26 protein-coding genes and 2 pseudogenes are annotated in these 26,825 nt (G+C 64.6%); 14 read left to right on the top strand and 14 right to left on the bottom strand.

What is annotated here, in order from left to right:
• Both A5784_RS31315 and A5784_RS31310 read right to left on the bottom strand, forming a co-directional pair.
• A pseudogene (locus tag A5784_RS31315) lies at positions 1 to 190 on the bottom strand (hypothetical protein); the annotation flags it as partial.
• Positions 191 to 195: 5 nt separating this feature from the next.
• Positions 196 to 1,002, bottom strand: coding sequence for a type 1 glutamine amidotransferase domain-containing protein (locus A5784_RS31310; protein ID WP_064948737.1), 807 nt, complete (start codon positions 1,000 to 1,002; stop codon positions 196 to 198).
• A gap of 280 nt (positions 1,003 to 1,282) precedes the next feature.
• On the opposite strand from A5784_RS31310, the gene A5784_RS31305 reads away from it, so the two are divergent.
• On the top strand, positions 1,283 to 2,521 hold the full coding sequence (locus tag A5784_RS31305) for an alpha-hydroxy acid oxidase (protein ID WP_064948759.1): 1,239 nt from the start codon (positions 1,283 to 1,285) through the stop codon (positions 2,519 to 2,521).
• A 54-nt stretch (positions 2,522 to 2,575) separates the two neighbouring features.
• Here the strand turns inward: A5784_RS31305 and A5784_RS31300 are convergent, their stop codons facing one another.
• On the bottom strand, positions 2,576 to 3,265 hold the full coding sequence (locus A5784_RS31300) for a GntR family transcriptional regulator (RefSeq protein ID WP_064948736.1): 690 nt from the start codon (positions 3,263 to 3,265) through the stop codon (positions 2,576 to 2,578).
• 458 nt (positions 3,266 to 3,723) lie between these two features.
• Between A5784_RS31300 and A5784_RS31295 the strand changes: the two genes are divergently transcribed.
• The 3 genes and pseudogenes from A5784_RS31295 to A5784_RS31285 form a co-directional block, all read left to right on the top strand.
• Positions 3,724 to 4,608 carry a TIGR03620 family F420-dependent LLM class oxidoreductase gene (locus A5784_RS31295; protein ID WP_064948735.1) on the top strand — a complete coding sequence of 295 codons (885 nt, stop codon included), beginning with the start codon at positions 3,724 to 3,726 and terminating at the stop codon, positions 4,606 to 4,608.
• Between the two features lie 357 nt (positions 4,609 to 4,965).
• Positions 4,966 to 6,099 (top strand): alkene reductase, encoded by a 1,134-nt coding sequence (locus tag A5784_RS31290; RefSeq protein ID WP_064948734.1) that lies wholly within the window; start codon positions 4,966 to 4,968, stop codon positions 6,097 to 6,099.
• A gap of 661 nt (positions 6,100 to 6,760) precedes the next feature.
• Positions 6,761 to 6,973: pseudogene (locus A5784_RS31285) on the top strand (amino acid permease); the annotation flags it as partial.
• 40 nt (positions 6,974 to 7,013) lie between these two features.
• Here the strand turns inward: A5784_RS31285 and abc-f are convergent.
• The 3 genes from abc-f to A5784_RS31270 all read right to left on the bottom strand — a co-directional run bounded on the left by abc-f (position 7,014) and on the right by A5784_RS31270 (position 9,633).
• Positions 7,014 to 8,660: a ribosomal protection-like ABC-F family protein gene (gene abc-f / locus A5784_RS31280; RefSeq protein WP_064948732.1), complete on the bottom strand. Its 1,647-nt coding sequence runs from the start codon at positions 8,658 to 8,660 to the stop codon at positions 7,014 to 7,016.
• A gap of 56 nt (positions 8,661 to 8,716) precedes the next feature.
• Entirely contained in the window at positions 8,717 to 8,908 is a 192-nt protein-coding gene (locus A5784_RS38920) for an alpha/beta fold hydrolase (protein ID WP_064948731.1), read from the bottom strand.
• Between the two features lie 119 nt (positions 8,909 to 9,027).
• On the bottom strand, positions 9,028 to 9,633 hold the full coding sequence (locus A5784_RS31270; RefSeq protein WP_064948730.1) for a TetR/AcrR family transcriptional regulator: 606 nt from the start codon (positions 9,631 to 9,633) through the stop codon (positions 9,028 to 9,030).
• A gap of 95 nt (positions 9,634 to 9,728) precedes the next feature.
• On the opposite strand from A5784_RS31270, the gene A5784_RS31265 reads away from it, so the two are divergent.
• The 4 genes from A5784_RS31265 (at position 9,729) to A5784_RS31250 (ending at position 13,574) form a co-directional block, all read left to right on the top strand.
• The gene (locus A5784_RS31265) at positions 9,729 to 11,183 is read left to right on the top strand and encodes an FAD-dependent monooxygenase (protein WP_064948729.1); all 1,455 of its coding nucleotides are present in this window, start codon (positions 9,729 to 9,731) and stop codon (positions 11,181 to 11,183) included.
• Entirely contained in the window at positions 11,180 to 11,698 is a 519-nt protein-coding gene (locus A5784_RS31260) for a VOC family protein (protein WP_082945197.1), read from the top strand. Before A5784_RS31265 ends, A5784_RS31260 begins: the two co-directional genes overlap by 4 nt.
• Positions 11,695 to 12,609, top strand: coding sequence for an SMP-30/gluconolactonase/LRE family protein (locus tag A5784_RS31255; protein WP_064948727.1), 915 nt, complete (start codon positions 11,695 to 11,697; stop codon positions 12,607 to 12,609). Before A5784_RS31260 ends, A5784_RS31255 begins: the two co-directional genes overlap by 4 nt.
• Positions 12,610 to 12,731: 122 nt before the next feature.
• A complete protein-coding gene (locus A5784_RS31250) occupies positions 12,732 to 13,574 on the top strand; it encodes a fumarylacetoacetate hydrolase family protein (RefSeq protein WP_064948726.1) in 843 nt (280 codons plus the stop codon).
• A 17-nt stretch (positions 13,575 to 13,591) separates the two neighbouring features.
• Here the strand turns inward: A5784_RS31250 and A5784_RS31245 are convergent, their stop codons facing one another.
• The gene (locus tag A5784_RS31245) at positions 13,592 to 13,813 is read right to left on the bottom strand and encodes a hypothetical protein (protein ID WP_064948725.1); all 222 of its coding nucleotides are present in this window, start codon (positions 13,811 to 13,813) and stop codon (positions 13,592 to 13,594) included.
• An 83-nt stretch (positions 13,814 to 13,896) separates the two neighbouring features.
• Between A5784_RS31245 and A5784_RS31240 the strand changes: the two genes are divergently transcribed.
• Positions 13,897 to 16,125 carry a S9 family peptidase gene (locus A5784_RS31240; RefSeq protein ID WP_064948758.1) on the top strand — a complete coding sequence of 743 codons (2,229 nt, stop codon included), beginning with the start codon at positions 13,897 to 13,899 and terminating at the stop codon, positions 16,123 to 16,125.
• Here the strand turns inward: A5784_RS31240 and A5784_RS31235 are convergent.
• Both A5784_RS31235 and A5784_RS31230 read right to left on the bottom strand, forming a co-directional pair.
• Positions 16,114 to 16,845 (bottom strand): helix-turn-helix domain-containing protein, encoded by a 732-nt coding sequence (locus A5784_RS31235; protein ID WP_064948724.1) that lies wholly within the window; start codon positions 16,843 to 16,845, stop codon positions 16,114 to 16,116. The genes A5784_RS31240 and A5784_RS31235 overlap by 12 nt on opposite strands.
• 164 nt (positions 16,846 to 17,009) lie before the next feature.
• Positions 17,010 to 17,672: a MarR family winged helix-turn-helix transcriptional regulator gene (locus A5784_RS31230; RefSeq protein WP_232006318.1), complete on the bottom strand. Its 663-nt coding sequence runs from the start codon at positions 17,670 to 17,672 to the stop codon at positions 17,010 to 17,012.
• 132 nt (positions 17,673 to 17,804) lie between these two features.
• On the opposite strand from A5784_RS31230, the gene A5784_RS31225 reads away from it, so the two are divergent.
• On the top strand, positions 17,805 to 18,185 hold the full coding sequence (locus A5784_RS31225) for a DoxX family protein (RefSeq protein WP_064948723.1): 381 nt from the start codon (positions 17,805 to 17,807) through the stop codon (positions 18,183 to 18,185).
• A complete protein-coding gene (locus A5784_RS39915) occupies positions 18,182 to 19,396 on the top strand; it encodes a YceI family protein (RefSeq protein ID WP_082945196.1) in 1,215 nt (404 codons plus the stop codon). Before A5784_RS31225 ends, A5784_RS39915 begins: the two co-directional genes overlap by 4 nt.
• A 200-nt stretch (positions 19,397 to 19,596) precedes the next feature.
• On the opposite strand, the gene A5784_RS31215 is transcribed toward A5784_RS39915, so the two are convergent.
• Positions 19,597 to 20,079, bottom strand: coding sequence for a MarR family winged helix-turn-helix transcriptional regulator (locus tag A5784_RS31215; RefSeq protein ID WP_064948722.1), 483 nt, complete (start codon positions 20,077 to 20,079; stop codon positions 19,597 to 19,599).
• 171 nt (positions 20,080 to 20,250) lie between these two features.
• On the opposite strand from A5784_RS31215, the gene A5784_RS31210 reads away from it, so the two are divergent.
• The 3 genes from A5784_RS31210 to A5784_RS31200 are packed head-to-tail and all read left to right on the top strand — an operon-like array spanning position 20,251 to position 22,282.
• Complete coding sequence (locus A5784_RS31210) at positions 20,251 to 21,192, top strand: SDR family oxidoreductase (protein ID WP_064948721.1); 942 nt, start codon at positions 20,251 to 20,253, stop codon at positions 21,190 to 21,192.
• On the top strand, positions 21,189 to 21,662 hold the full coding sequence (locus A5784_RS31205; protein WP_064948720.1) for a nuclear transport factor 2 family protein: 474 nt from the start codon (positions 21,189 to 21,191) through the stop codon (positions 21,660 to 21,662). Before A5784_RS31210 ends, A5784_RS31205 begins: the two co-directional genes overlap by 4 nt.
• Entirely contained in the window at positions 21,659 to 22,282 is a 624-nt protein-coding gene (locus tag A5784_RS31200) for an NADPH-dependent F420 reductase (protein WP_064948719.1), read from the top strand. The genes A5784_RS31205 and A5784_RS31200 overlap by 4 nt, the downstream gene beginning before the upstream one ends.
• Positions 22,283 to 22,324: 42 nt before the next feature.
• Here A5784_RS31200 and A5784_RS31195 read toward each other — a convergent pair whose 3' ends face one another.
• The 4 genes from A5784_RS31195 to A5784_RS31175 form a co-directional block, all read right to left on the bottom strand.
• The gene (locus A5784_RS31195) at positions 22,325 to 22,996 is read right to left on the bottom strand and encodes a class I SAM-dependent methyltransferase (protein WP_232006317.1); all 672 of its coding nucleotides are present in this window, start codon (positions 22,994 to 22,996) and stop codon (positions 22,325 to 22,327) included.
• Positions 22,997 to 23,032: 36 nt separating this feature from the next.
• Positions 23,033 to 23,482 carry a hypothetical protein gene (locus A5784_RS31190; RefSeq protein ID WP_156750879.1) on the bottom strand — a complete coding sequence of 150 codons (450 nt, stop codon included), beginning with the start codon at positions 23,480 to 23,482 and terminating at the stop codon, positions 23,033 to 23,035.
• 34 nt (positions 23,483 to 23,516) lie between these two features.
• Positions 23,517 to 23,831, bottom strand: a complete 315-nt coding sequence (locus tag A5784_RS31185; RefSeq protein ID WP_064948716.1) for a hypothetical protein — start codon at positions 23,829 to 23,831, stop codon at positions 23,517 to 23,519.
• Positions 23,832 to 24,662: 831 nt separating this feature from the next.
• Entirely contained in the window at positions 24,663 to 26,783 is a 2,121-nt protein-coding gene (locus A5784_RS31175) for an Rv1355c family protein (protein ID WP_064948714.1), read from the bottom strand.
• Positions 26,784 to 26,825 lie beyond the last annotated feature (42 nt).

Below are 26,825 nucleotides of genomic sequence, written 5' to 3'. Positions count from 1 at the left end.
CGCGGTCGGCGAGTTGGGCGACGCGTTTGGTGTATTCCCAGGTCAACACCGGCACATCCGGCGACAACGTCATCGCGCATCCGCGATCGCAGTTGATGCCGAACAACCCCAACTTCAACCGGTTATCCCCGAACAACGCATTAACACCCGACCGATCACGTGCTTCATCGATCACTGAGAGTGCGTTCATAGCGGTCACTCCGATCGTCCCGAGCCAGTAGCCTGCGCGGAGGGATTGCCGTTGATGTGGTGTACATCTGCGTGTTTCACCGAACTGGCGGCGGCGAGCTTGCGCGTGAATGTCTCGGCGTAGAGCGGGACATCGAGGGGATAGCGCCCTGTCAGGAACTGGCCATCGTCGACGACAAACGGAATGTCCACGCTTTGACCACGAAGAAGCTGGCCCCGGTCTCCGACCGCCGCCTTCACTTCGGTCTCGGTGTATTTCCAGTACGTTCTGTAGCGCCGCCCGACACGGAAGAATGTGGTGCGGAACGCCCATTTTTCCAGCGGCAGGGTCAGCGTCGTCGCACGGTGGCCATCCAGAATGCTCTTGCCGGTCTTCGGGTCGATCGCACGAGCGGGAACGAGTACACCGTGGCAGATGGCCCCGATAGTTTTGCCCGCGTGTGCGAAGTCGACCACTTTGCGCTGAAGCACGTCGCTGTCGAGGTACTGACGCATTCCTGGCGAATGCCCGCCGGACAAGTGAATTGCGTCGAAGTCGTCGACGGATATGTCTCGGTAGGTGATCGGCGAGCGGAAGCGCTCGGAACCAATCATCCTCCTGTAGGCGAGGACAGCGTCCGCCCCAGCGGGTAAGGGGTTGAACCAGCCACTGGAGAGCAGCCGCTGATCGCACGCCGCCACCCGCCCGAATTCGGTGGCAAAGACGATGTCGAAACCGTTGTCGACGAATGTCTGCCACGTGATGGCCGACTCAGTGGTGTCGAAATCGTTGTCTGGCAGTGGGATAACGATCCGAGGTGTGCGTTCGTTCATCTGTCGGTCCTTTCGAACCTGTGGCGCGACACCGTCGCGTCCAACGTCGCGATATTTCGAATGATGGTGTTGTGGGACACCTCACACCCTGCATCCTGCATGCAGGCTATGTCAAGTCCCGGTCTCCGTTGAAAGGGCTCGACATCGCCAATGTGCTGGGCGTACTGTCAGCAACAGCGCAGATTCGCGTAATCATTCCCATCTACGACCTGCATGCAACTTGTAGGAAGTGGCGGTGTGCGTGAAGTCGCTGCAGAAATTCGGACGGAAGGAACTCGCAATGACGGACGTGTGTGAGCGCCCCGGAGGACGCCAGTGGCCGCGGTGGTCGGAGATTGCGCCGCTGCTCACACCTAAACCATTCGTGCTCAACGGGCCTCGGCGTCGGGCTGCGTCAGCTGCATGCACCGATGATTTCCGCCGCATCTCCCGTAGGCGTGCTCCCAGAGCGGTGTTCGACTACGTCGATGGGGGAGCGGAGAACGAAGTGTCCCTCCGCCGCTCGCGACAGATGTTCGACCGCATCGAGTTCTGCCCCCGCGTCTTACACGACGTCGGTGATATCGACACCAGTTCGACGGTGCTGGGGCGACCCGCGGCGATGCCAGTCATCATCGGCCCGACGGGCTTCACACGCGTAATGCATCGCGACGGCGAGCGCGCGGTCGCGCGCGCGGCCGCAGCGGCGGGGATTCCCTATGCGTTGTCGACCATGGGAACAACGTCGATTGAGTCGGTCGCCCAAGCAGCTCCCCGAGGACGCCGATGGTTTCAGCTGTACTTGTGGCGAGACCGCGACAAGAGCCGCGAGCTCATCGAACGTGCGGCACTTGCCGGGTACGAGGCGCTGGTGATGACCGTCGACACGGCTGTTCCCGGATCCCGCCTGCGGGATGTGCGCAACGGGATGACGATCCCACCCCGCCTGAGCGTGCGGACTTTCCTCGACGGGGCAATAAGGCCGTGGTGGTGGTTTGATCTGTTGACAACTCCCCAGCTGGAATTCGCGTCGCTGCATAACTGGCACGGCACGGTAGCCGAACTGGCACAACAACTTTTTGACCCGACGATCACCACCGACGATCTTGCCTGGCTACGTTCGTGCTGGCCCGGCAAGCTCATCGTCAAGGGTGTTCAATCGGCAGACGACGCGGTCCGCGCCGTGGACTGTGGCGTCGACGGGATTGTCGTGAGCAACCACGGCGGTCGCCAACTCGACCGCGCTCGGGTGCCGCTTGAGCAATTGCCGACCATCGCCGCGGCCGTCGGTGGCCAGGCAGAGATCTTTGTTGATGGGGGCATCACCAACGGCGCCGATGTTGTTGCGGCCCTGTGCATGGGTGCATCCGCGGCACTGCTCGGGCGCGCACCCCTGTATGCGCTGATGGCGGCCGGTGAACACGGCGTCCGCCGGCTTACCGCAATCCTGCATGACGAGATCGGCAGAACGATGCAACTTCTCGGTGCCCGTTCGATCAAAGACCTGACCCCTGATCACATTCGGCTGCGGGACAATTAGGACGGCTATGCCGGGGGCGGCACGCCCGCCCCGGCGGGCGGGCTCGATCGTCGATCAGCCGGCCGCCAACTCGCTGCCGGCGGCGTCGCGGCGCTTCCACTCCAGGCGTATCCGATCCACCAGGTTGTGCAGGTGGAGCATGGCCGCCCGCTCCGCGGCATCACCGTCCTGATTCTCCAGCGCCGAGACAATTCGGGCATGCTCTGCGACCGCGGCACGCTGGTTGGTGCTCCATGCGGTGGAGTACGTCGCCAGTATCACCCGAGCCTGAACCCGCTCCAGCATCTCCACCAGACACGCGTTTCCGCACAACGACTGAATGAGCTGGTGGAATTCCAAATCGACCGCGCGGGCCGTGATCGGGTCGTCATCGTTTACCGCTGCGGCAAAGCGGGAATGGATCTCGGCCAGTTTGGCCAGGTCATCCTGATCGAACTGTGGGGCGGCCAGCTTGGCGGCCAAGCCCTCCAGCGGTGCACGCACCGCAAGGGCATCCAGCAGCTCATGGCGCCCTGGATTGGCAACCAAAATGCCACCACTGGTGGCAGTGACCAACCCCTCGACGGCCAGTCGCTCCACCGCCGAACGCACAGGACTGCGACTCATGCCCAGTGTGGATGCAAGTGAGACGATGCTTGTCAGCTGGCCCGCCACGAACTGCCCATTCAAGATCGCCGTGCGCAGCTGCTGATAAGCCATGTCGGTCAGCGTTTCCGGCCGCGGGCGGGGCGAAAGCGACGACATATCTACCACCCTCTCCGTATCGAAGCACCGTGCATGCAGCATACATCGGCGGCCGTGCTGCGGGTTAACACTGTTCGCGGAACCCTGTAAACAGCTTGCATCCCTTCCGCGCACGGCTGCACTCCCGGCCGCCGATTAGACCGGATGTGAAGGTGGGCGACCTGCGCCGAAGCAACGAGTGTGCGGCGTCAATCGGTCAGAGGGGACCACGCTCGACGCTGTGGACCCGACTGCACCAGGAATATCAACCAGCCTGCATGCAGGCTGATATGCACGACGACCGTGGGCTGATCGGCATAGGTAGGCGGCTGACAAGGGAAGATGAACGACATTGGTGTTAGCTGCAGGTCTTGACGGAAACGATCGCCTGCATGCAGACTGGAGGATGGCGACCGCGCGCCACGATGCAGCGCCGGTCAGAGTGTCTGCAATCTCCCGTCCACCTAAGGAACTTCACCATGACAGGTATTGACGCGGCGGTCCTGGGCCGCTTTGGCATTTGGACATTCGACTTCGAGTACCAAGAGGCCGGCGTTATCCGTGACAGTGTTCAAGAACTCGAGGACCGCGGATGGCAGTCGATCTGGATACCCGAACTGCTGGGGCGCGATGCCACCAGCCACGCCGGCTATCTCCTCTCGGTCACCCGTAATATCCAGATCGTCAACGGGATTGCCAGTATCTGGCAACGTGATCCGGAAGCCACCAGGGGCGCCGCGATCCTGTTGGCCGACGCATACCCGGGTCGCCATATCCTCGGCCTAGGGTTCGCCGCTGGCCATCCGACAACTGAAGTGAAACCTCTTCGCGCGATGATCGACTACCTCGACGCGATGGACAAGAGTAACGGCGTCAATCCGCTACCGGCCGTGCCGGAGCGGCGGCTGCTCGCCGCGTATGGTCCCAAGATGCTGGCGCTCGCACGGGATCGAACGGCCGCGGCCCATACCTACCACGTTCCTGTATCGCATACCGCACACGCGCGACAGATCCTCGGCCCCAAGGCATTCCTTGGCGTAGAACATGCGGTTCTTTTCGAGACCGACCCGGCGGTCGCCCGGCGCATTGCGCGAGCGCACATGCACAGCTACCTCACCACCCCGTTCAACGTGGCCAAGTTCCTACGATCCGGCTACACCGACGCGGACATCGACAACGGCCGGGGTAGCGATCGGCTGATCGATGACCTCGTCTTTTGGGGAAGCCTCGACGACATCGTCACAAAGCTCCAGGAGCACCTCGAAGCCGGCGCCGATCATGTCGGCATCCAAGTCATCGGCGTCGAGCCCGGACAGACCGCACTTCCTCAATGGCGCCAGCTGGCCGACGCGCTCTTGCACTGACTCGCGGTGCATCTTTGCAAGCGGGACAGACGATAGCGACATCCCAGGTGCGTCGCTGATGAAATCAACGTTCACCTCTGCGACTTCTGTTCATATGGCGGCGAATTTCGGTGCGTCCGCCGATTTTGATGTGTCGCTCAACTAAGCCCTGTTGGTGGTGTATTGATCCCGGACAATGTGCGGCTTCGCGCCACGATCCAGCATCCCTGCCCTATTGTGGCTGCCGCATGTGGATGCGCGCCGCACCGCCCCGGAAAGTGAAATGAACCATTAGTAACGACAATGTTTCATCGACGAGAATGTTGTGACGTGTGAAACATCAGAAATAAAGCAATCATTCGCTCTGTTAATCCGCACATGAACGAAAAAATCCCCTCATCTGACGGACAATACAAATCGCTACTAGACCCGTATGTAATGGGCGATTTGCATCTGCCCAATCGCATTGTGATGGCACCGCTGACGCGCTCGCGGGCAACCAACCAGGAACTTGCCCCCACTGACCTGCACGTTAAGTATTACGCGCAACGGTCATCGGCGGGGTTGATCCTCAGCGAGGGCCTCTGGGTAAGCCGCGACGCTATCGGCTGGCACGACGCACCTGGGATATTCACCGACACTCAAGTCAACGCGTGGGCGGCCGTCACCGAAGCGGTCCACGCCGTGGGCGGTATCATTTTCGCGCAGTTGTGGCACACGGGTTCAGCCTCGCATCCCGACTTTTTCTCGGGGATAGCGCCATTAGCGCCTTCGGCGGTCAATCCAGGACTTCTGGTCCATACCCCGTCGGGTTTGCAACCCACTGTTGTGCCACGGGCGATGACGCGAGCCGACATATCCGATACGGTAGCCGACTATGCACAGGCGGCGGCCAACGCGAAACGAGCGGGTTTTGACGGCGTGCAGGTGCAGGCGGGCTTCTCCTATTTAATAAGCCAATTTCTCAATCCGGCAACGAATCAGCGTACCGACGAGTACGGGGGCTCCCTCGCCAACCGTGCACGCCTCTTATTCGAAATCCTCGACGCAATTGGAGAACATGTCGAGTTGGAACGCGTCGGCGTAAAAGCAGGACCAACGTGGCCCGAGCACGGGGCCTACATATCGAATCAAGAAACGCTGGATACGAGCGACTATGTCATCGGACGGCTCAATGACTTGCCGATCTCTCACCTGCTGTTGATGACCCCACGGGCCGACCTGTCCGGGCGGCCACTCGCTCACCTGCAAGGATCAGGAACATACAAGTACTACCGCCCGTTGTTCCACGGCGCCATCATCGCCAATACGAGCATCACACCAGCGGTGGGAGACCGTCTTGTCGCGGACGATCTTGTCGACCTGGTGGCGTGGGGTCAGCCATTCATCGCCAATCCCGATTTGCCGACACGCATAGCAAAGGGCATTTCCCTGGCTAGTGCTGATCGCGCCACCTACTACACGCCTGGCCCCGCCGGGTACACCGACTATCCGGCGGCATCCCGAATCTGAGAACTGTCAGCACTTTCCGATGAACACCGGCTGCGGACCTTTGCGTAGTACCGGTGGTTTGTAGCGGGCAGCTCTCGCCGTGGCGAATGATCACTGATTTCTTTGTGGTGCAGCACTATTAGATACCATGCGTGCCTTCTTGCGGAGGGCGCGCTAGGGGCGGCATTGCGGACGTAACGCTTCTGTCATGAAGGTTTCCTTCTGTGGGCCGGTCACGCACATGTAGCGATAGGGAAGTCCATTGAGCGGAAACGCCGACTCCGGTGCCGATTGCCCTACACGGATACGCCGTCTGATCAGCTCCCTCGCGTTGGCTCCCTTTACAGGAAGTAGCCCAATGACAGACACCCGAGATGTGGCCAAGGGAGCCACAATTGGTGTCCGAGATATCGTCGAGGCTGCGGGACCGAATGACCTACCGGGCCCTGTTAGGGGACAGTGGCCAAGTGTTTCTCGCGGTTGGGCGAACGAGTGCTGTCCTGGCGACCCACCGCTCAACGATGCGCCTAGCTTCCCGTGGTGATCAGCGTCGACCAGATCCCCGGAGCCTGAGCCGGCGAGCAGATATGTTGGGGCAGAATGGCGTTCCCGGCTATCAGTCGACATCTACCCCAATCCGACCAACCAGGAGCCACCATGCCCCCTTCGTCCGCGAGATGTCATCCAACAATTGCTGCGCCGTCGGCCAGTGGCGGGAGCGCTGGTCGCGCGCGGAGCGTCCGACTGCCTGGAACGCACGATCGGCACCTTCCAGCTGACGATGTTCGGTGTCGGCGCCACGGTCGGCACCGGCATCTTCTTCGTGCTAGCGGCTGCGGTGCCTGAAGCCGGGCCCGCAGTGCTCGTATCGTTTGTGATCGCGGCGATCGCGGCCACCGGGCTGTTCTGAGTCGGGACGAACTCGCGTTTTCCGGCTATAACTCGGTAACGCGCCCGTTGTCGACCAGCCACGAGCGATCCAACCGAACGTTCTGCAGCATCCGGCGGTCATGGGTCACGAGCAGCAGTGCGCCGTCATAGGTTTCGAGCGCCTGCTCCAGCTGCTCGATGGCCGGCAGGTCGAGATGGTTGGTCGGTTCGTCGAGAAGCAGTACATTCGTCCCGCGCGCCTGGAGCAACGCCAGGCCGGCGCGGGTTCGCTCGCCGGGCGACAGTGCGTCGACCGTGCGTTCCACATGGTCGGCGCGCAACCCGAACTTCGCGAGAAGCGTCCGCACATCAGCGGTCGCCCATGACGGCACGTGTTGCTCGAAGCGATCCACTAGTCGGCTGGTACCCGTGAAATCAGCACGCGCCTGGTCGATTTCACCGATGGCGACATTGGCGCCCAGGCTCGCGCGTCCCTCATCGGGCTGTTGCCGACCGAGCAGCAGCCGCAACAGGGTCGACTTCCCCGCCCCGTTGGGGCCGGTGATGCCGATCCGCTCGCCGGCGTCGACCTGTAGCGACACCGGCCCCAGAACGAAACCACCTTGCCGCACAACGGCATTGTCGATCCTGGCGACGACCGAACTCGACCGCGGTGCCGCCCCGATGGTGAACTGGAGCGTCCATTCCTTGCGGGGTTCCTCGACCTCCTCGAGGCGGGCGATCCGACTCTCCATCTGCCGGACCTTCTGTGCCTGTTTCTCGCTGGACTCGGTTTGTGCGCTGCGCCGGTTCTTGTCGTTGTCGGGCGCTTTGCGCATCGCGTTGCGTACACCCTGACTCGACCACTCCCGCTGTGTGCGTGCGCGCGCCACGAGATCGGCCTTCTTCTCGGCAAATTCGTCGTACTGTTCGCGACGATGCCGACGAGCGACCTCACGTTCTTCCAGATAACTCTCGTAGCCACCTCCGTAGACGGTGGTCCTGTTCTGCGCTATATCGAGTTCGAGAATGCGGGTTACGGTGCGGGCCAAGAATTCTCGGTCGTGACTGACCAGCACGACGCCGCCGCGGAGGCTGCCGACGATCTCTTCCAGCCGGTGCAGTCCGTCAAGGTCGAGATCGTTGGTCGGCTCGTCGAGCAGGACGATGTCGAAGCGGGACAGCATCAGCGCCGCCAGCCCCACCCGCGCTGCCTGACCACCCGACAACGCGGTCATCAGGGTCGACTCCGGCTGCACCGCGTCGCAGTCGAGCCCGAGGTCGGCCAGCACCGCCGGCAGCCGTTCGTCGAGATCGGCCGCACCGGTTGCGAGCCAATGATCCAGCGCCGCGGCGTAGGCGTCAGCATCCGCATTCGGATCTGCCAGCGCCTCAGCCGCGGCGTCCATGGCCTGTGTCGCCGCCGCACATCCTGTGCGCCGCGCGACGTACGCGGCGACGGTCTCCCCCGGCACCCGCTCATGCTCCTGCGGCAACCACCCGACGAAGGCGTCGGCCGGCGCCAGGCTGACAACCCCCTCGAGCGGTTCGATGTCCCCTGCCAGGATCCGCAGGAGCGTGCTCTTGCCGGCACCGTTGGAGCCGACCACACCGATCACATCACCGGGCGCCACCGTCACGTCGAGCCGCTCGAAGAGGGTGCGGTGGGCAAACCCGCCGGCGAGATTGGTCGTGACGAGCGTCGCGGTCATGGCCTAATCGTCGCATTACGGCAGCACGGCTATCCGTGCGCCGGGGCGTCGGGCGACTACTCGAGGAACTCGTCGACCTCTCGGGCGAAGTCCTCGATGTGTTGGAAGAGAAATGCGTGGCCCGCATCGCTGTAGAACACCGCCTTGGCGGTGGGTAGCGCCGTGGCCATGGCGTAGGTGGCGAACGAGTGGATCATCACATCGTGTGCGCCGTTGGCGACGAGGACTGGCAGTGTCAGTTCACTCATTCGGTCCCAGATCGATGATCCGATGGACCCGACAACGGCCAGTTGAGCCTGCACCGTGTCTGCTGAAACAGGCGCATAGTCTGCCCCAATCGGACCAAAAAGGCTGTAGCCGAACGCTTTCAACGCGACGTCGCTGTCGACGCGAACGCGACGATGCCGGCGACGAGCGAGTCCGCGTCGGAGGGTCGATGCAGATGAGCGGTGACGATCAGGCCGGGCATCAGCGTGACGAACAGGTCGGCGATTGCTTCGGGATTTGTGTCACTGGGCAGCATCGCGGTGTCGATCCAGCGTCGCCCGAGGGTGGCGAACGCGCGGTGTGCGCTGTCGTAGAAATGATGGGCAAAGTCGTTGAGCGGGGTGCTCCGCAGTGCCTCGGCCCAGGCCGCCATGGCGATCTTGGAGAGGTCGTAATCATCGCGGTGCTGGCTGCGCACGCCGTCGACGAGCGCCGACAGCGTCTCGGCGGGACTCGGTACGCGGTCGTTGCTGATCAGTTCGGTGAGCAGCGCCTCGGCCAGCGCCAGGGACTCCTGCGCCGCGGCGTCGATGAGTTCCTCCTTGCTCCGGAAGTAGCGGTACACCGAACTCGACGACATCCCGGTCTCTGAGATGACGTCGTCCATCGAGGTGGCGTGGAAGCCCTGGCGTGAGAAGCACTTCCAGGCGCTGACGAGGACGTGCTGGCGGCGGTCGCGTCGGGTGGCGTCACTGAGGGCTGGCATCACGACACCATATATCGAAACGATCGTTGCTTTTTAGCGATCCGCGCGCTACGGTCAAAAGCGAAACGATCGTTTTCGTTTGATTGGAGTTGGACATGATCGGTCAGCTGCCCACCAGTACCGATGTCCTGATTGTCGGTGCCGGGCCTGCGGGCTTGGCGCTGGGCGTCACGCTCGCCCAACTCGGCGTCGCCCACGTGATCATTGACCCGAGGCCGACGGTCGCACCAGGCTCCAAAGCTGCCGCGGTGCAACCGCGCACCCTTGAATACCTCGAACGGATAGGCGTCGCGGAGCGCCTCATCGAGGACGGATTGCGCGGCGGAGGGTTCGCCGCAGTCGACGGGGACCGTCCACTGCTGCGGTTGTCCTACGACACCATCACCGGCCCCTACCCATTCCTGCTCCTCATCTCGCAACAGCAGACCGAGACACGTCTGCAGGAGCGGCTGCACGAACTGGGCAGCGAGGTGCGCCGCGGCGTGCGCTTGCTCGACTTCGTCGACGAGTTTCCCGGCAGCGCCGCGACCGTCGTGGCAGCCGATGGCACCACGCGAGTCATCAACGCGCGCTACGTCATCGGCTGCGACGGCATCCACAGCACGGTCCGCCGGCGCAGCGGACTGCTGTTCCCCGGTGACGCGCCCGCCGCGTTGTTCGCCCTCGCCGACGTCGTCGCCGCCGACGGCGATATCGCAGACACGGACACCACCTTCTCGTTCAGCACACACGGCATGCTCATCACCTCGGCGCTGCCGGGCGGTCTACTGCGCGTCGTCGCCGCCGTGGCGCCCGACACCGCGGCGCCTGACACCGCCGCCATCTCGACCCTGCTGCGCGAACGGGGCCCGCGATGGGCTCGCGAGGCGACGGTGCAATCCCTCGCGTCGAGTTCGACCTACCGGGTTCAGCAGCGCGTGGCACCGGCGCTGCGCAGCGGCAACGTCTTCCTCGTCGGCGACGCCGCCCACACGCACAGTCCTGCCGGCGGCCAAGGCATGAACACCGGCATTCAGGACGCGGCGAACCTCGGCTGGAAGCTGCATCATGTCATCACTGGACGCGTCAGCGAACAGCTTCTCGACAGCTACCACACCGAGCGCCACCCGGTCGCCCAACAGCTCATCGCCTTCACCTCACAGCTGATGGGCTTGGCGATGATCCACGACCCCGGCACCGCAGCGCTGCGCAACGACACCCTGGCCGCCGCCGGCGGCGTGCCGGGCGTCGCGCACTGGCTGGCCAACAAAATGTCCCAGCTCGACATCGCCTACCCGTCCACCGATCCCGCCGATCCGATCGCCGGGACCCGCGTCGACCCTCGCCTAGCGCCCCCTTGCGGACTGTCGTGGACCCTGCTGACACCGGCCGGCACCTCCGCCGCCGAGGTCGCCTCCGATGTCACTGTGGTGGCCTCTACCGACGTCGACCGGCCGATCGCGATCCGGCCCGACGGCGTGGCCGCCGACGCCGCCCTGGCCGCCCAAGTCCTCCGCCCCGACGTCCCCCTGGCCGCACTCGTCGGGCCGAACGGAGGTGATGTCCGATGACCGCGCCGAGGCTCTCGGGCATGCACCACGTCAAGATCCCCGTCGGCGACCTCGACGTCGCCTTGGACTGGTACCAGCGGGTTCTCGGCGCCACCCGCATCGAGGCCCTGGACCACGTCGATAGCACCGGAACCAGGTACGCAGCGATCCTGCAGCTCCCCGGACTGCCGTTCGCCCTCGAGCTGCGGTGGGCCCCGGCGGCCGCACGCGCGATGCGCGAGTGCGACGTCATCGTCTTCGCCCTCGACGAGCCCGCACTGTTCGACGACTGGATCACCCACCTCGACGCCCTCGGCGTACGACACTCACCGATCCTGGGGGGTGGCGGCGGCTCGGTCATCGTCATCGCCGACCCCGATGGCAAATACCTCCGATTGATGGCGGCGCCCGGCGGAGGACTGGAGTCGCTGTCGGTGCCCGCGAACCTCGACCCCGAGGGCCCCTGGCTCGACGCCGCCCCGATGCGTCACCCGCGCCCGAACTCCGAACCGACGAGTCAAAGGACCGCGAAATGAATTCCACTGCAAACGATTCCGATCGGATCGACCCGTTGCACCCAGCGCACGACGCCGGAGTGCTCAACCGGCGCGCCACCGCCATCGTCGCCGAATGGCCCGCCGGCACCTTCCTGGAAAACCTCGCACCCCATGCCGACGGGCGGTCCTGGCTGGTCACCTCACCCAGCGACCGCGCCGTGTACCGGGTCGGCCCGCACGGGGCGGTCGAGATCGCGGCCCGCTTCGACGGCATTCCCACGGGCATCGCCAGGCATCCGCGGCTGGGCACCCTGGCGGCCGCGGGCACTCAGGGCGTACCGGACTGGCAGCTGTTCCGGATCCTGCCCGACGGGGCGCGCCCGGTCGCCGATCTGACGAATGTGCTGAGCGGCAACGGGATGACCTGGGTCGGTGACCGGTTGTTCGTCGTCGACTCGGGCCGCAGTCGTGTGGTCATGGTGGATGCCGAGGACGGCCGCGTCACCCCGTGGCTCGAACACGAACTACTCACCCCCGCCGGCCCCGACTCGATACTGCCGGGCGTCAACGGCATCGCCGTGCATAACGACTCGATCCTGCTGACCAACAGCGACCGCGGCCTCGTCCTGCGCACCTCCACCGACCTCGCGGATCCGCTCGCACGGCTGGAGATCCTCGCCGAACGCCTGGTCGGCGATGACCTAGCCGTCGCCGACGACGGACGGGTGTTCGTGGCGACACACACCTACCACAGCGTGCTGTGCCTGCACCCGGACGGCCGCCGCGAGGACGTCGCCGCACACGACGACCGCATCGCCGGGCCCAACGCCGTGGCGATCGGGGACGGAGCGCTGTTCGTCACCACGACTGGCGGCCTGCTCAGCCCACCCGACGGAGAAGTCGAATCGGCGCGCCTGGTGCGCGTGGACGCGTTGCGCGCCAGCCGATGAGTTCACCACCGACCGTTACGCGGCGCTGCCCTTGGCCCGCCGGTTGCACGACAACGTCGACACCCTGTACAGCAGCTAGGCCCGACGGACGCCGACCGCCTAACGACACCGAGGAGTGACTCGTGAAATTCGTCGCCTACGAAAATGCAGGTGGCCGAAGCGAAGTCGGCGTGCTGACCGACGACGGCGTTCTACCCACCGGACATCCCGACCTCACCGCGCTCATCACGGCCGGACCTGGTGAACTGGACCGTCTGCGCGCTGCCGAGCAGAATCCCCGCGACCTGGTGCAGCCCGCAAAGCTCCGTGCGCCCCTGGGCCCCACCGCGACGCTACTGCTGGCGGGCGGCAACTACGCCGACCACCTCGCTGAGACCGGTCTCGCGCCGAAGGAGCCCGTGTTCTTCTCCAAGCTGCGCTCCGCGGTCGTCGGACCCGACGCACCGATCCGTATCCCCAGTACCGACACCCAGACCGACTGGGAAGCCGAGTTGTGCATCATCATCGGCAAACCGGCCTACCGGGTGCCGGCCGAACGTGCCCACGAATACATCTTCGGCTACACGATGATCAACGACGTCACCGCTCGTGACGTCATGAATCGCGAACCGCTGCAGATCACGCTCTGTAAGAGTCCGGACACGTTCGCCCCGGTGGGTCCGTACGTCGTGACCGCAGACGAAGTACCCGACCCGAACTCGCATCCCCTTCAGATCTCCACCCGCCTCAACGGGGTCTACAAGCAGCGCGCTACCACCGACACGATGATCTACTCCATCCCGACCCTGCTGGAGTTCCTCACCCGCACAGTCACTCTGCAACCGGGTGATCTCATGAGCAGCGGCACATGCGGAGGAACAGGAGCGGGCCGCGCGCCGCAGGAATTCATGCACTCCGGCGACACCATCACAGTCGGCGTCGACGGCATCGGATACCTAACCAACCCTGTCGTCGCCGGATGGTAATGCGAATGAGCATCGAGTCACTCGATGACGAGCGTTCCGGTCCGTGTGTCGAGGACGGCCATGGCTCCCAGGGGAACGGTCTCCGGGCGATCACCATGGCCTAGAGGCAATCCGGAATCGGAACATCGCACGGCGGCAGGTGATCCTGCAGCAGCGCGATGATTGTCTGCGATGCCGTCAAAATGCCCGGCGTTGCGCAACATGGTGAGTTGCCGGTGGGCGACGGCGATGAACGGCATTCGTCCACCACACGCTGTGCCGCTGCGGCACGGTCGAAGTCGCTCTTGACTGTGCCGCTACGTCCGGGTGTTGCATGGCCGGCGTGACGATATCGCTGACCGATTCCGATTACGCGCGTGCCGAGCAGATGCTTTTCCCGCACCGCGCCCGGCGGGTGCCGGGCACGGTGCTGACACCGCAGTGGTTCGCCGACGGTGCCCGATTCTGGTACCGCATTGCAAACCGCTACGTCGCGGTCGATCCCGATGCGAGGACTCGTCGCGCCGCGTTCGACCACGACGCGCTGGCCGCTGGACTGTCTGTGGCGGCCGGACAGGCGGTGACCGGCGCGGATCTACCGATTCTGGCCGTGGATATCCGTGCTGATGACACCGTGCTGTTCAGCGCATTCGGTCGGAATTGGCGGTGGGCGGATGGCGCCTGCACCGAATCAGATACTCCGAAAAGCGTTGCGGGCGGTGTCATCTCGCCCGACGAGCGATGGGTTGCGTTCCGCCGCGACGGCAACATCTGGGTCCGCAGCCGAGCCGACGGTACCGAACACGCCCTCACCGATGACGCCCAACCGTATTTCGACTACGGCGGCCTACCGGACACCACCGGTGCACGCGCGCTGACCCGTGCACTGGGCATTCCGGCGCCGATGATCCTGCACTGGTCACCCGATTCCACCCGCATCCTGGTTGCGCGGGCCGATCAGCGTGAGGTGCCCGAGCTGGTGCTCGTGGAATCGAGCCCGGCCGACGGCGGCCGGCCGGTGGAACACCGCACTCGCTACTCGATGCCCGGCGACGACACCGTCGCGACGATGACCTGGAACGTGCTCGACGTCGGGCAGCACACGATCGTGCGGCAGCAGACCGAGCCGACACCGATCATGCACAATGTCGCACTCGTCTACGCCTGGTGGTCGAGTGCGGACGCCGTTCATTATCTGCACCAGTCGCGCGACGCCCGGACGTTGCAACTGTGTCGCCTCGACCCGTCGACGGGCGCGGTCAGCACGCTGATCACCGACACGTGCGAGACCCGGGTCGACGCCACCGTGCTGCTCGGCGACCCGCACATGGTGCGGGTGCTGGGCACCGGCGAGATCGTGTGGTGGTCGCAGCGGGACGGTTGGGGCCACCTCTACCTCTACTCGGCCGACGGCGCCCAGGTCACCCAGATAACCACCGGGCCGTGGCTGGTGAGCAGACTGTTATGGGTCGACGAGACCGCTCGACAGGTGTACTTCGTGGCCAACGGTCTGGTCGAGGCCGACCCGTACCTGCGGCAGCTCTGTCGAATCGGACTGGACGGCAACGGGTTCACCCGACTCACAGACGACGAGCTAGACCATGACGCGGTCAACCCCCCGCAGGGCGGCTACCTTGTGGATCGAGCCTCAAGCCCGAGCCTGCCGCCACGCTCAGTGGTACTCGACAGGGATGGTCAGGTTGTAGTGGGGTTGGAGACGCCCGACACCGAAGACCTGAAGATTCTGGGCTGGCAACCGCCGGAGCGGTTCCGGACGACCGCCGCCGATGGCAGAACCCCCATCTACGGTCTGCTCTGGCGGCCGCACGGTCTGGACCCGAACCGCACGTACCCGATCATCGAACACATCTATCCGGGGCCGCAGCTCTACCGCGCCGGACCGATGTTCAACCCGCCGCACTATGGCGAACCGGAAGCGTTGGCCGCGCTCGGGTTCGCGGTGGTGGCCATCGACGGACGTGGAAGCGCGGGGCGCAGCAAGGCATTTCATAACCACTCCTATGGGGATCTCGGCAACGCGGGCGCCCTGGACGACCACATCGCCGCAATCCGCGAACTCGGACAGCGGTATCCGTGGCTGGACACTGCCCGGGTCGGGATTACGGGACAGTCCGCCGGTGCGTTCGCCGCGGCGCGTGCCGTGCTGCGATACCCGGACTTCTACTCGGTGGCCGTCGCGGCCTCGGGCAATCATGACAACGCCCTCAACCTGGCGATGTGGGCCGAGCACTACCACGGCGATGTCAGCGCCGAAGGCAAAGCAGCGATCTTGAACACCACGCTGGCCGCCAACCTGAAGGGCAAGTTACTGCTCATCCACGGTGAACTCGACGACAACGCACACCCGTATATGACGATGCGGCTGGCCGATGCACTCATCAAGGCGGACAAGGACTTCGACCTGATCATGATTCCCGGTGCCGAGCACTCGCTGATCGGTTGGCTGCACTATTCACTACGTCGCACCTGGGACTACTTTGTGCGGCATCTGCACGGCACCGAGCCACCCGGTTACCGACTACAGCCGTTGCTGCTGCCCTCACTCGGCTGACCGGTGCACGATCTCCCCGGCTCGCTTCAACACATCGAGCTGTGCCGGGTTGTACAGATCGGCCATGGCCAGGGCAATCGACCTGTCCGCGAACCTTTTTCCCCGTGGCGCGTCGGCGCGCGAGGAGGTCAGGTCGGGATGGGCGCCCTGGATCGACTTGATGTACGGCGCCAACCGTTCGGCGAGGTTACGGCGGGTGGGCTCGTCGGCATCGGCGGGAAGGTCGTCCAGTTCGGCGGCCGCGGGATCCTCGGTCGTTTCCCGAATTATGTCGGCGTAAACCTGCTTGCCGCGGGGCCCGAGCACCTGGCTCATCACGACTACCAGGGACCGGTCAGACTCGGTCATATTCGCCAGGGCATCGGCCGACACGAAATCGGGCGGCAGATCAGTGGGCGCCGCCGTGTCCAGCAGCTCGCGTAGTTCATCGCGGACGCGCTCCAGCCGGGTGATGGTCTCGGCGAGTTCGGCATCCAGCTCGCGCAGTGCCTGTTCCGGGTGTTCGTCGGTATCGCCCATCGCCGCGATCTGGGGGAGCGAGAATCCCAGATCGACCAGGCGTTTGATGCGCACCAACCGGACCAGATGCGCGACGCCGTACTGTTTGTAGCCGTTGGGCCGGCGCTCGGGCTCGTCGAGCAGGCCCACCTGGTGGTAGTGCCGGACGGCCCGCAGGCTGGTGCCGGCGAGTTCGGCGATTTCCCGGGTGCTCCACGCCATGGTCCCATCTTGCCCAATCCGCGCACTTGACTGTGCCGCGACGTTCGAGTGCGAGATGGAGTGACGACCGCACCGAACTGATGTTTGTCGATGATCTGTTGGCCCCGGCACCACACCAGTTCTGACCACGGACGCACGATGCACAGACGCTGAGATGGATGTGATCAACCAGACTCGGCGATCCGGTCGGTAATGGCCTCGGCCGCTTTGCCGAGCCCGATCAGGTCCGCCTTTGTCAACGGTTCCACCACCAGTTCGCGCACCTTCGCGACGTGCAGCGGGGCTGCGGCGGCGACCCTCCGCATTCCCGCTTTCGTGAGCTCGACCACGCTTACCCTGCCGTCATCGGCGCAGACACCCCTGAGCACCAACCCGTCGTCTTCCAGGCGCCTGACCACGTGGGACAACCGCGACAACGAGGAGTTTGCTTTGGCGGCGAGTTCCGACATCCGCAGCGTCCTGTCGTCGGCTTCCGACAGATTCGCCAATACGAGGTACTCGAACGTCGTCAGTCCGGTGGTGCGCTGCAGATCGCGTTCCAGGGCCGCCGGAAGCTCCATGATCATCGACAGGAGCTGACGCCATGCACGTTGCTGATCGTCGTCGAGCCACACCGTTTCGGGTTGGCCACCCTCACGCTTGGGCCGCGTCATCACGACCACCCGATGGTGGCCCATCGCGCAGCTGTCACCGGACCTCCTCCTCCGTTTGAAGGATAGTTTAACCATCAACCATTGACCGTGAGGTGTGGCACCGGTGTCGGCGCTTGGCCGTAACCGAGGCGTCATCGCCTGCGGCGCGTGGGCAATGAGCGCGATGCAGCCCATTGGTTGACGCTTCACGTTAATGCGAGCTAGTTTATTGAAGCATCAACCAATGGGTCGAACCGTTCCCGAGTGAAGGCGAGGCAGCCGCTCGGGCCAACCCTGTTCGCACGCATACATATTCGAGGAGCCCTCATGAACATCGCGGTAGGGATCGCGTCCGGACTACTCGCCGCCGCTTATCTCTTCATCGGTGGCACGAAACTACTGAAGTCCAAGGAGCAACTAGCGGAGAACGCCTCCACGGCTGGCGCCGCTGAGGCGTTGTCTGCGACGTCGATCAAGCTCATCGGCGGCGTCGAGGTCGCCGGCGCTCTCGGGCTAGTCCTGCCGTGGCTGACCGGCATCGCGCGCATCCTGACCCCGGCCGCTGCGGTGGGGCTCGCGCTGGTGCAGGTGGGCGCGGCGGTGTTCCACGGTCGACGCGCGGAGTACAAGCAGTGGCCCGTGAACGCCGTATTCTTGGCGGTGGCGGTCTTCATCGCCGCCGCGCGGATCTTGCAGGTCGTGCGATGAGCAGCGCTCTGCAGTACGCCGTTGTGGGCACCGGCAGCGTTGGCGGCGTTCTAGCGCAACGGTTCTCCGACCACCACGTCCCGGCACTGTGGGCCAACACGCGAGGTCCGGAGACGATCGACGTCACCGAACTGTCCGCCTCGATTACACCGGCAACCCTTGACACGGCGCTGGATGCAGACGTGATCATCCTCGCCATTCCGTTCCTGAAGGTCCGCGAGTTGGGCAAGACTCGGTCGGACTGGTCGGGCAAGATCGTCGTCGACGCGACGAACGCGTTTCTGGTTCCTAACTCCGACCAAATCCTCGGCGGCCGACTGTCAACCGAGTACAACGCCGAGGCCTTCCCGGGCGCCGCGGTGGTCAAGTCGTTCAACCAAACCGCCGCTAAGCAGCTCGCCGAGAAGCGCCCACCCGAATTCGGGAAACGCGTGGTCTTCTTGTCCAGCAACGACTCCGCAGCCAGCGCGACAGTAGCCGGGTTGTGCACCGATCTCGGCTTCGCCCCCATCGAACTCGGACGTCTCGACGAGGGCGGCGTACTCATCCAAGCCCGCAACGCCCTGGTCCTACGCGAACTCTACGAGCTGCCGTCCGCACTCGAGCAGAACGCCCAGCCCACCTCGACTGTCGAGCAACAAGTCTCACCCGGTACGTGGACGATCGACCCCATCCACTCGTCCATCACGTTCTCGGTTCGCCACCTGATGGTCGGCCGAGTACGTGGGCGGTTCGGTGACTTCTCCGGAGCGATCACCGTGCCCGAGAACGGAATTCCGAGCATCACGGCCGCCATCGCGGTCGGATCGGTGGACACCGGCAACCCGGAGCGCGACCAACACCTACGGGCACCCGACATCTTCGGCGCCGACGAGTTCCCCACCGCCACCCTCGCCTCGGTCGACATGCACAGCACCGGGCAGAACGACTGGGTACTCATCATCGACTTCACCCTGCGCGGGATTACCAAACGCCTGCCACTGGCATTCTCATTTCTCGGTGTGAGCGCAGGCATGGGGCACGGTGAAGTGGCCGGGTTCGAAGGCGCAATCAAACTGAAGCGCAGCGACTTCGGCGTCCTGGCCGACACCCCTGTGCTGGCCGGCGGCGGCCCGATGCTCGGAGACACCGTCGACGTCACCGTGTCCTTGGAGGCGGTCAAAGAACCCTCCGCCCCGACCCGATCAGAGGGCGACGTCGTACCCGCGTAGGGCCCCGTGTCGACGGCAGTAGCCGCTGGGCAACAACAACTTTCATGTGACCGCGAGTCGGACTATGCCTCCTGGCCACTGCTCAAAGGCTTGGGAGATAGCACATTGTTTGACGAGTGACAGGTTGGCTGCTGCTGCGTTGCCTGGGACCAGGTGTCGTCGCTCGTGTGCGCTAAGCGTCGCCGACGACGAGGAGCAACCTAGGAGGGCTCGTCGTCGGCGGAGGAGTCGTCGACTTCCGCCAGGTGGTCCAAGATTCGTTGGTTGAGGGCGGTGAGCGTGTCGAGTTCGGCCGGGGTGAACAGGTCAACGAAGTTGCGGCGGACGTCCTGCACGTGCCCGGGCGCCGCGTTCTCGATGGCAGCGCGGCCGGCCGGCAGTAGGCAGATCATGGTGCTGCGGGCGTCGCCGGGATTGGGTTCTCGGCTGATCAACCCGTCGGTCTGCATGCGCCGCACCTGGTGGGACAAACGGCTCTTCTCCCAGCCCAGTGCGTTGCGTAGCTGATGGGAAGGCATGCGGTCCCCGTCGTGATCGGAGAGTAACGCCAGGACTTCGTAGTCGGCCCCGGACAGGCCCGATTCCTGTAGGCGTCGAGCCAGGTGAAACTCGAGTCGGTAATGCGCATCGACGAAGGTTCGCCAGGCGCAGGCTTCTTGCGCGTTCAGCCAGTTTGGTTCCATCGTCCTCCAGCCTTCCATTTGGTTGACAGATCCACCAAACGACCTATGGTTGAGGAGTCAACCTTTCCGGCTCTGAGTCTAGTGCTCATCGCCGGCGATGACGCGCAGGCCATGTAGGCGCGAGAAGACATCAGCAGAACATCACTCCACCCATCTGAGAAGGACAGTCCCATGCACGTTTTCGTCACAGGCGGAACCGGCCATACCGGTTCTCACATCATTCCCGAACTGATCGCCGCCGGGCACGACGTCACCGGCCTGGCCCGGTCGGACACTGCCGCAGAGGCCCTGTCCGCGCTCGGTGCGACGGTGCGTCGCGGCAGCCTGGAAGACCTTGACGGGCTCAAAGAAGCGGCCGTGGACGCCGACGGCGTCATCCACGTCGCGCACCGGCAAGATTTGCTTCCGACTGGCGGGATGGCCGCCGTCGCCGCCGCAGAGCTGCCGATCATGCTCGCCTACGGCGAGGCACTCGCGGGAACCGGCAAGCCACTCGTCGCAGCGGGCAGTATCGGGTCGCCTGGAAACCTGGGCCGACCAGCGACCGAGGACGACCCGGCGCTTCCCAGCGGGGAGGAGCACACGGGCACGTTGCGGGCTCGTAACATCGTGGAACGAGCCGTCATTGGCCTCGCCGAGCAAGGAGTGCGGTCCTCAATCGTGCGGCTCCCGCTCATCGCGCACGATACGACGGATGACGCTGGGTTCCTGCCGGGGCTGATCGCGCTCGCCAAGGAGAAGCGCGTCGCCGGCTATCCCGGCGACGGCACGAACCTGTGGTGCGCCGTCCATGTCCGCGACGTTGCCTCCCTGTTCTGCCTGGCGCTGGAGAAGGGTCCGGCGGGTAGATATTGGCACGCGGTTCAGGATGAGGGCATCCCGTTCCGCGACATCGCCGAGGCCATCGGCAGTCGGCTGGATCTGCCCGCCGCGAGCATCCCGATGGATGTCCTGATGCTGCCGGGATACTTCGGCCAGTTCATGAATCTGGTCACCGGATCCTTCCCGGCGACCAGCCTCATCACCCGCCAAACCCTGGGCTGGGACCCCGTTGGGCCCGGTCTGTTCGCCGACTTGGACAACGGCCACTATTTCCCGGCGGCGAACGCATGACCACGTTCGCCCCTCGCCGTGAAACGTTGGAGTCCTTCGTCAATTGCATCAACGCCGGCGCAGACAAAGCCACCCTCACAGGCCTGCTCGCCGAGGACGTGATGCTGTACGGCCCGTTCGGCGACGAGCCAGTCACCGGCCGCGAGGCCGCCGTGGAGACCATCAAAAAGGTCAACGCACTGTCCTCAGACGACACCTACACGGAGGTACTCAGCGGAGACACCCACCACGCCGCACACTTCCGGCTGCAAGTCGGTGACGCCGCGGTCAACGGCATCTTCCTCGTCCTGCTCGACGCGGACGCCAAGATCGCCGAGGTCAGCATCTTCTATCGCACCGTGCCCGACGGCGTCGCGCTGCAACGCAACCTCGCGCAGGCAATCGGCATGCCGCCCTGGGAGCTGCGCAGCAGCGGGTCGGGTGGAGGAATCAATTCATTGAATACTCAGTCAAGAGAGGACATCTCATGAGCAGCATCAGCATCATCGGCACCGGAAACATGGCCCGCACCATCGCCACGCTGGCAGTAGCGGGCGGCAACACCGTCGAGATCATCGGCCGCGATCAGGCCAAGGCCGCCGAGCTGGCCAAGGATCTGGGCGGCAGCGCCACGACCGGAGACTTCGGTGCCGTCCCGGCAGGGGACATCGTCATCGTGGCCCTCGGGTACGCCAACGTCGTTCCGGTCGTCGCGCAGTACGGAGACGCACTCGCGGACAAGGTGATTGTCGATATCTGCAACCCTGTCAACTCCGCGGCAGACGGACTCGCCATCCCCGACGGCACCTCGATTGCGCAGAACGTTGCCGAGCAAGCCCCGGGCAGCGCCAGCGTGGTCAAGGCATTCAACACCACGTTCTGGGCTGTCCTGGCCAAGGGCCATCCGATGGACGTCCTCATCGCCGGCGACGACGAGCGCGCCAAGGCCCTCGTTGCAGAGTTCATCGAGAGCCTGACACTGCGGCCGCTCGACGTCGGCGGCTTGACCATGGCGCGCTACCTGGAAGGAACGGGACTGATCATGATCGGTCTCGCACAACACGGGGTGGGGAACTTCGACTTCGCCCTCGACGTCACCGTCCCCGGCTGAAAGCCGGGCCGCCCGAGACGCGGGCCTCCTCCTGGGACGGCTCTACGGCTTGTGGGCGGTGAGGAACAGAGCGGGCAGATGGGTGAGCCCGTTGTCGTCGGTGTGGAAGTCGTGTTTGGGGAGGTTGGGGATGTCGGGGAGTCGGACCGCAACGTGGGACGGTTCGATGGCGTCGATGGTCCAGTATTTCGCGACAGCGGTACGGATTTCGTCGTCGGTCACCAGATTGGGAACCGGGCACGGCGAGTCGGCGGGCAGGGCGTCGGTGGTGAATACGAGCAGGTACAGGCGGGCGCCCGAGTTGGCCGCCGCGTGGATGCCCCGCAGGTAGTCGTCGCGCGCATCGAGGGGCAGCGAGTGGAACAGGGTGCAGTCGATGATGGTGTTGAACTGTGGGTGGTCCAAGCCGAGCGCGGCGAGGTTGCGGGCGTCGCCTTGAATGAACCGGGCTTCGACGCCGCGCTCTGCTGCCCGCTTGGTGGCCTGGTCGATAGCCGCGGTGGAGATGTCGGTGCCGGTGACATCGTGACCAGCTTCAGCGAGGGCGATGGTGAGATCGCCGACGCCGCACCCCGCGTCGAGCACCGGTGCGTGAACCTGTCCGGTCGAGATCAGGTCCGCGATGACGGGTTGGGGGGCACCGATATTCCACGGGGGCGGTCCGGCGAAGATCTGGCCGTTGTAGGCGGCATCCCAATCCATGACATCTGACATGGTCAGCAGCGTAGCGGGCGGGCGCCGAATCCGCGCCTAGGGGCGTGTGCGGTAGGGGAATCGCGGTCGTGCGGGAAACCAAGGAAGAACGGGGCGTTCGAGCACGAGTACAGCGGGCGACTTGTTGCCTGTGGACTCAGCGATCGCCTCCCGCACGCTTGCCAGTTCGTTCTCGACGGCTGACCGGTTGGTGGAGAACGACAATCCCAGGGTGGTGTACCGGCCCTCGCCGTCGCTGTACCCAATCGTGTACTCGAAGAAGCTGGGCGACTGGCGCTCGGTGTCTGTGGCGGGAGTCCAGGGGAGGACCCGTTGCTCGATGAGGACCGCATCGGGATTACCTGCCTCGGCGAGGTCGGATTCCGCCACACTGCGATGCATCCGGACAGTGCTTGCCGCCAGCGGCCGGTACTCGGCACCCTCGCGCATCCCGACGGCGTAGACGAGTAGTGGGAACGGAACCCAAGTGGGTGTTCCTGAATGCATCAGCGATCATCCCCTCGTGGTGTCAAATGCGATGTCACTGCTCGAGGCGTTGGCGGTATCGACCATGGGCGACCGCCGGTGCGGAGCCGACGGCCTCGCCGATTTGTGTCCAGGTCGCTCCGGCTTCCAGAGCTGTTGCTACGGCGGCGACATCGGGGGTGCGGATACGCTGACCGCGGCGTTCGACCAAGGCGTTGGCGGTAAGTGACAGCACGGCGAGGGACCAGTCGAGTTGGTAGGCCGACAGGGCATCCCATTGAGGGTTGGCCGGATCTGCGGCGAGCAGCACGGCGGTGATGTCGTCGGCGTCGCCTGGCGGTGCCATGCCTGCGGCGGTGAGACGGTTCATGATGCGCCTGCTGGCGATTCGTCGCGCTGCGTGCAGAGCGGCGGCGCGAACCTGCTCTTCATCACTACAGGACGTCCCGTCTTCCATATGTACAGAGGGTAGGTACCGCCAGCGAATAATACATCATCTACTACAGTACGATGCATATTGATCTGCAGTACGCATTGGGCGGTTGTGTCACGCGGAGCGCATCCTCTGAGAGATCTTCTCCGGCGGGTGATACAGGCTGTCGCTGCCGGTAACCCCGCAGGCGACCCGGTAAAAGTGTTGTGCAGCAGTAGTTTTCCCAACTTTGACGGATTGTCGTGCCACGACGAATCAACGAGTCGTGCCGCAGCCAGACCACATAGGAATTTGAATGTGCAACTACCCGTTAGGCATTGGAGACCAGGGCGCGGGCGAGGCCCTGCGCAGGTCGCCTCTCGCCCATGGATCTGGGGTCATGAAGGCGCCTTTGCCAGATCCTGGCGTTTCACGCAGGACCCCGCACTGCCATTATCGGCGCTCTGCCCCTTGGTATGAACATCAGGATGTGCTGACACGCCGGTCGATAAGCGAGCACGGTGTTCGTTGGCTCAACCGCTGCGGCGCGCGCAGCATGCCGAGCGCCGCTCCGCGCGGCCGCGCCTGCAACACCTCTCTGGCGACCATCATCACGGACGATCCGCCGTGTGCTACCGGTGGCGGCGTGGTCCCAATCCTGTTCGGCGAGTGGCCGACTGACGGTTCGATACGCAATAAACTGCCGCGCGCGCAACATCGACTGCTTCGCGTCGGCGCCTTATCGTGACGACCGGATAGCCGAAGCTGTTGTTGTCCAATGCCATTGGGCTAGGTGGCACGTCGTACCCTGCTGGCGCTGCGTCGGCTTGGCAGCGATGCCGGCGGGGCAACGGTCAGCCGGAGAATGAGCGTGATCGACTCGTCCGACGCGAGTTGCGTGAGAGTAGCGAATTCGCCTTGTAGTTGGCCCAATTCGGCGGCGAATGGTGCAGAGAGTTCCTCGAGTTCGGCGGCGGTATGCGCGTAGAGGAACACAGGCGATACGGGTTGGACCGCGAATCCGTATTGTTGCGCGCAGATCCACACGGCTTCCACTGCGGATCCGCCTGTGGCGTAATCGCGCAGCGTGTTCCCGGTCGTCGTGACGATGGCGAGCGCTGAACTGGCAAGGACTCGGTCTCGCATGTCGTCGCCGAGTGCGGATCCGGCGTTCCAGTCGGCGAGGTGGGCCATGACGTCGGGCCGCCGGAGGACGTCGAGCACTGCTAGATCCCCGGCGTCGAATTCGAGGCTGCGCACGTCGATGCCGGCGTCGGGGTCCGGATCACCGGGCCAGCGCAGTTCAGCGATCATCTCTTGGTGCAGGTGCGGAGTGAGGAACCGTATGCGGTCGGATGCGGCGAGGATTGTCGCCGCCTGGGCGATGTCGTCGCGCTCGGTGAGTAGTCGGAGGTGCGCGCCGCGCTGCTCGGCGGCGGCGGTGAGTCCGACGATGGTGCCGTCGTCGAGCGGCTTGGGTGTTCCGTGGTGGCGGTTGGATTCGCGGTTGAGCATGGGTTGGTAGAGCCCGGCGAGGGCCGGATCGTTTCCGCCGTCGGTGATGGTCATCGTGGCCTGCAGCGGGGTGGTTTCGGCGGTGTCGGTGATGGTGATTGGTCCCAGTACGTGATGGGCGGCCGCGGCGATCTCGATGTTGAACAATGCTGCTCCCAGCGCGACGGCGCTGGCGCGGAACTTGAGGTCCATCGTGGATGTGTGCGCCGGTTCGATGCTCACGGTGATGGCGTTGGGGGTGAGGTCGATCTGCCACGGCTGGGTGTTGCCGCCGGAAGGGGCGCGGATGGCGGCGGTCGCGAGGCTGCCCAGTAGGCCACCGTCGAGCGTCTGCGGCGCGTCGTCGGCGACGGGGGCGTCGTGGTGGCTGCCCATGTCGGGTTCGTGGATCTGGCTGAGTGCCCAGTTGACGTCGATACGGCTGCGGCCGGATTTGAGTTCTTCGCCCAGGCCGATTCTGCGCACGGCTTCGGCGACAGCGGAGGCTCCGATGACCACGTCGGACGCCAATTGTGGCCACGTGGACAGCGTTCTGTCGATTTCGACGAGGGACGCCGCGGTGCGGGGGGACAGGCGTTCAGCTTCCAGGTGACGCAGGACGTGGGGGACTTTTTCGCGGCTGCTCATCCCGGGGAGAAGGTCGATGTCGAGTTGTCCGAGCAGTCCGTGCAGGATGGGGCGGGCGGGCTCCCGGTCGAAACGTTCGACGTCGACGATGCCGCGGTCGCTGGTGGCCATGAGGACCGGGATGCGCAGGTCTCGGGCCGCGACGCGCACGAGGGCTTTCACGTCGAGTGAATCGCACTCTTCGACCACGATGTCGAGGCCGGAGACGAAGTCGTCCATGGTGTCGCTGGTGAGGCCGGCGTCGAGGACCTCGACGGGCAGATAGGGGTCGATTTCGGCGATTCTGCGGGCGGCGACGACGGCCTTGTTGAGTCCGAGGTCGAAGACCGTGGCCGGTACCCGGTTGAGGTTGGACAATTCGAGCTCGTCGAAGTCGGCCAGGCGTAGGCGCCCGCACAGGCCTTGTGCGGCGAGAGTGTGGGCGATGACGTGGCCGACACTGAGGCCAGCAACGCCGATCGTCAGCTCGCCGAGCGTGGCTTGCTCCTTGGCGGTGATGTTGTTGCGGTTGCGGTCCAGTCGCAGCGCACGGAACCCGAGGGGGCCGAGTACGGCGACGACGGCACGCCGCCACGGGTAGTACGCCCATCTGTGGGCTTCGCCCAGCAGCTCGGGCGCCGGCTGTGGGCGAAGAGTGCGCAGACTCTCCAACTGCGCCTCGTGGCGATCGAGAAATTCGATGTCAGGGTCCGCGCGGAGCCGGTCGAGGACAGCCGTGTCGGCAGGCACTGTCGGGTCGAGAACGTGTGCGTTGTAAGCGGTCTGCATGCTGTCCCTTCGCTGATTCGGCGCCGCGGCGCCGAATTCCTC

Origin of the sequence: Mycobacterium sp. 852013-50091_SCH5140682, from assembly GCF_001665685.1 — a bacterium.
Lineage (GTDB): Bacteria > Actinomycetota > Actinomycetes > Mycobacteriales > Mycobacteriaceae > Mycobacterium.
This window is presented reverse-complemented; position numbering and strand designations above follow the sequence as displayed.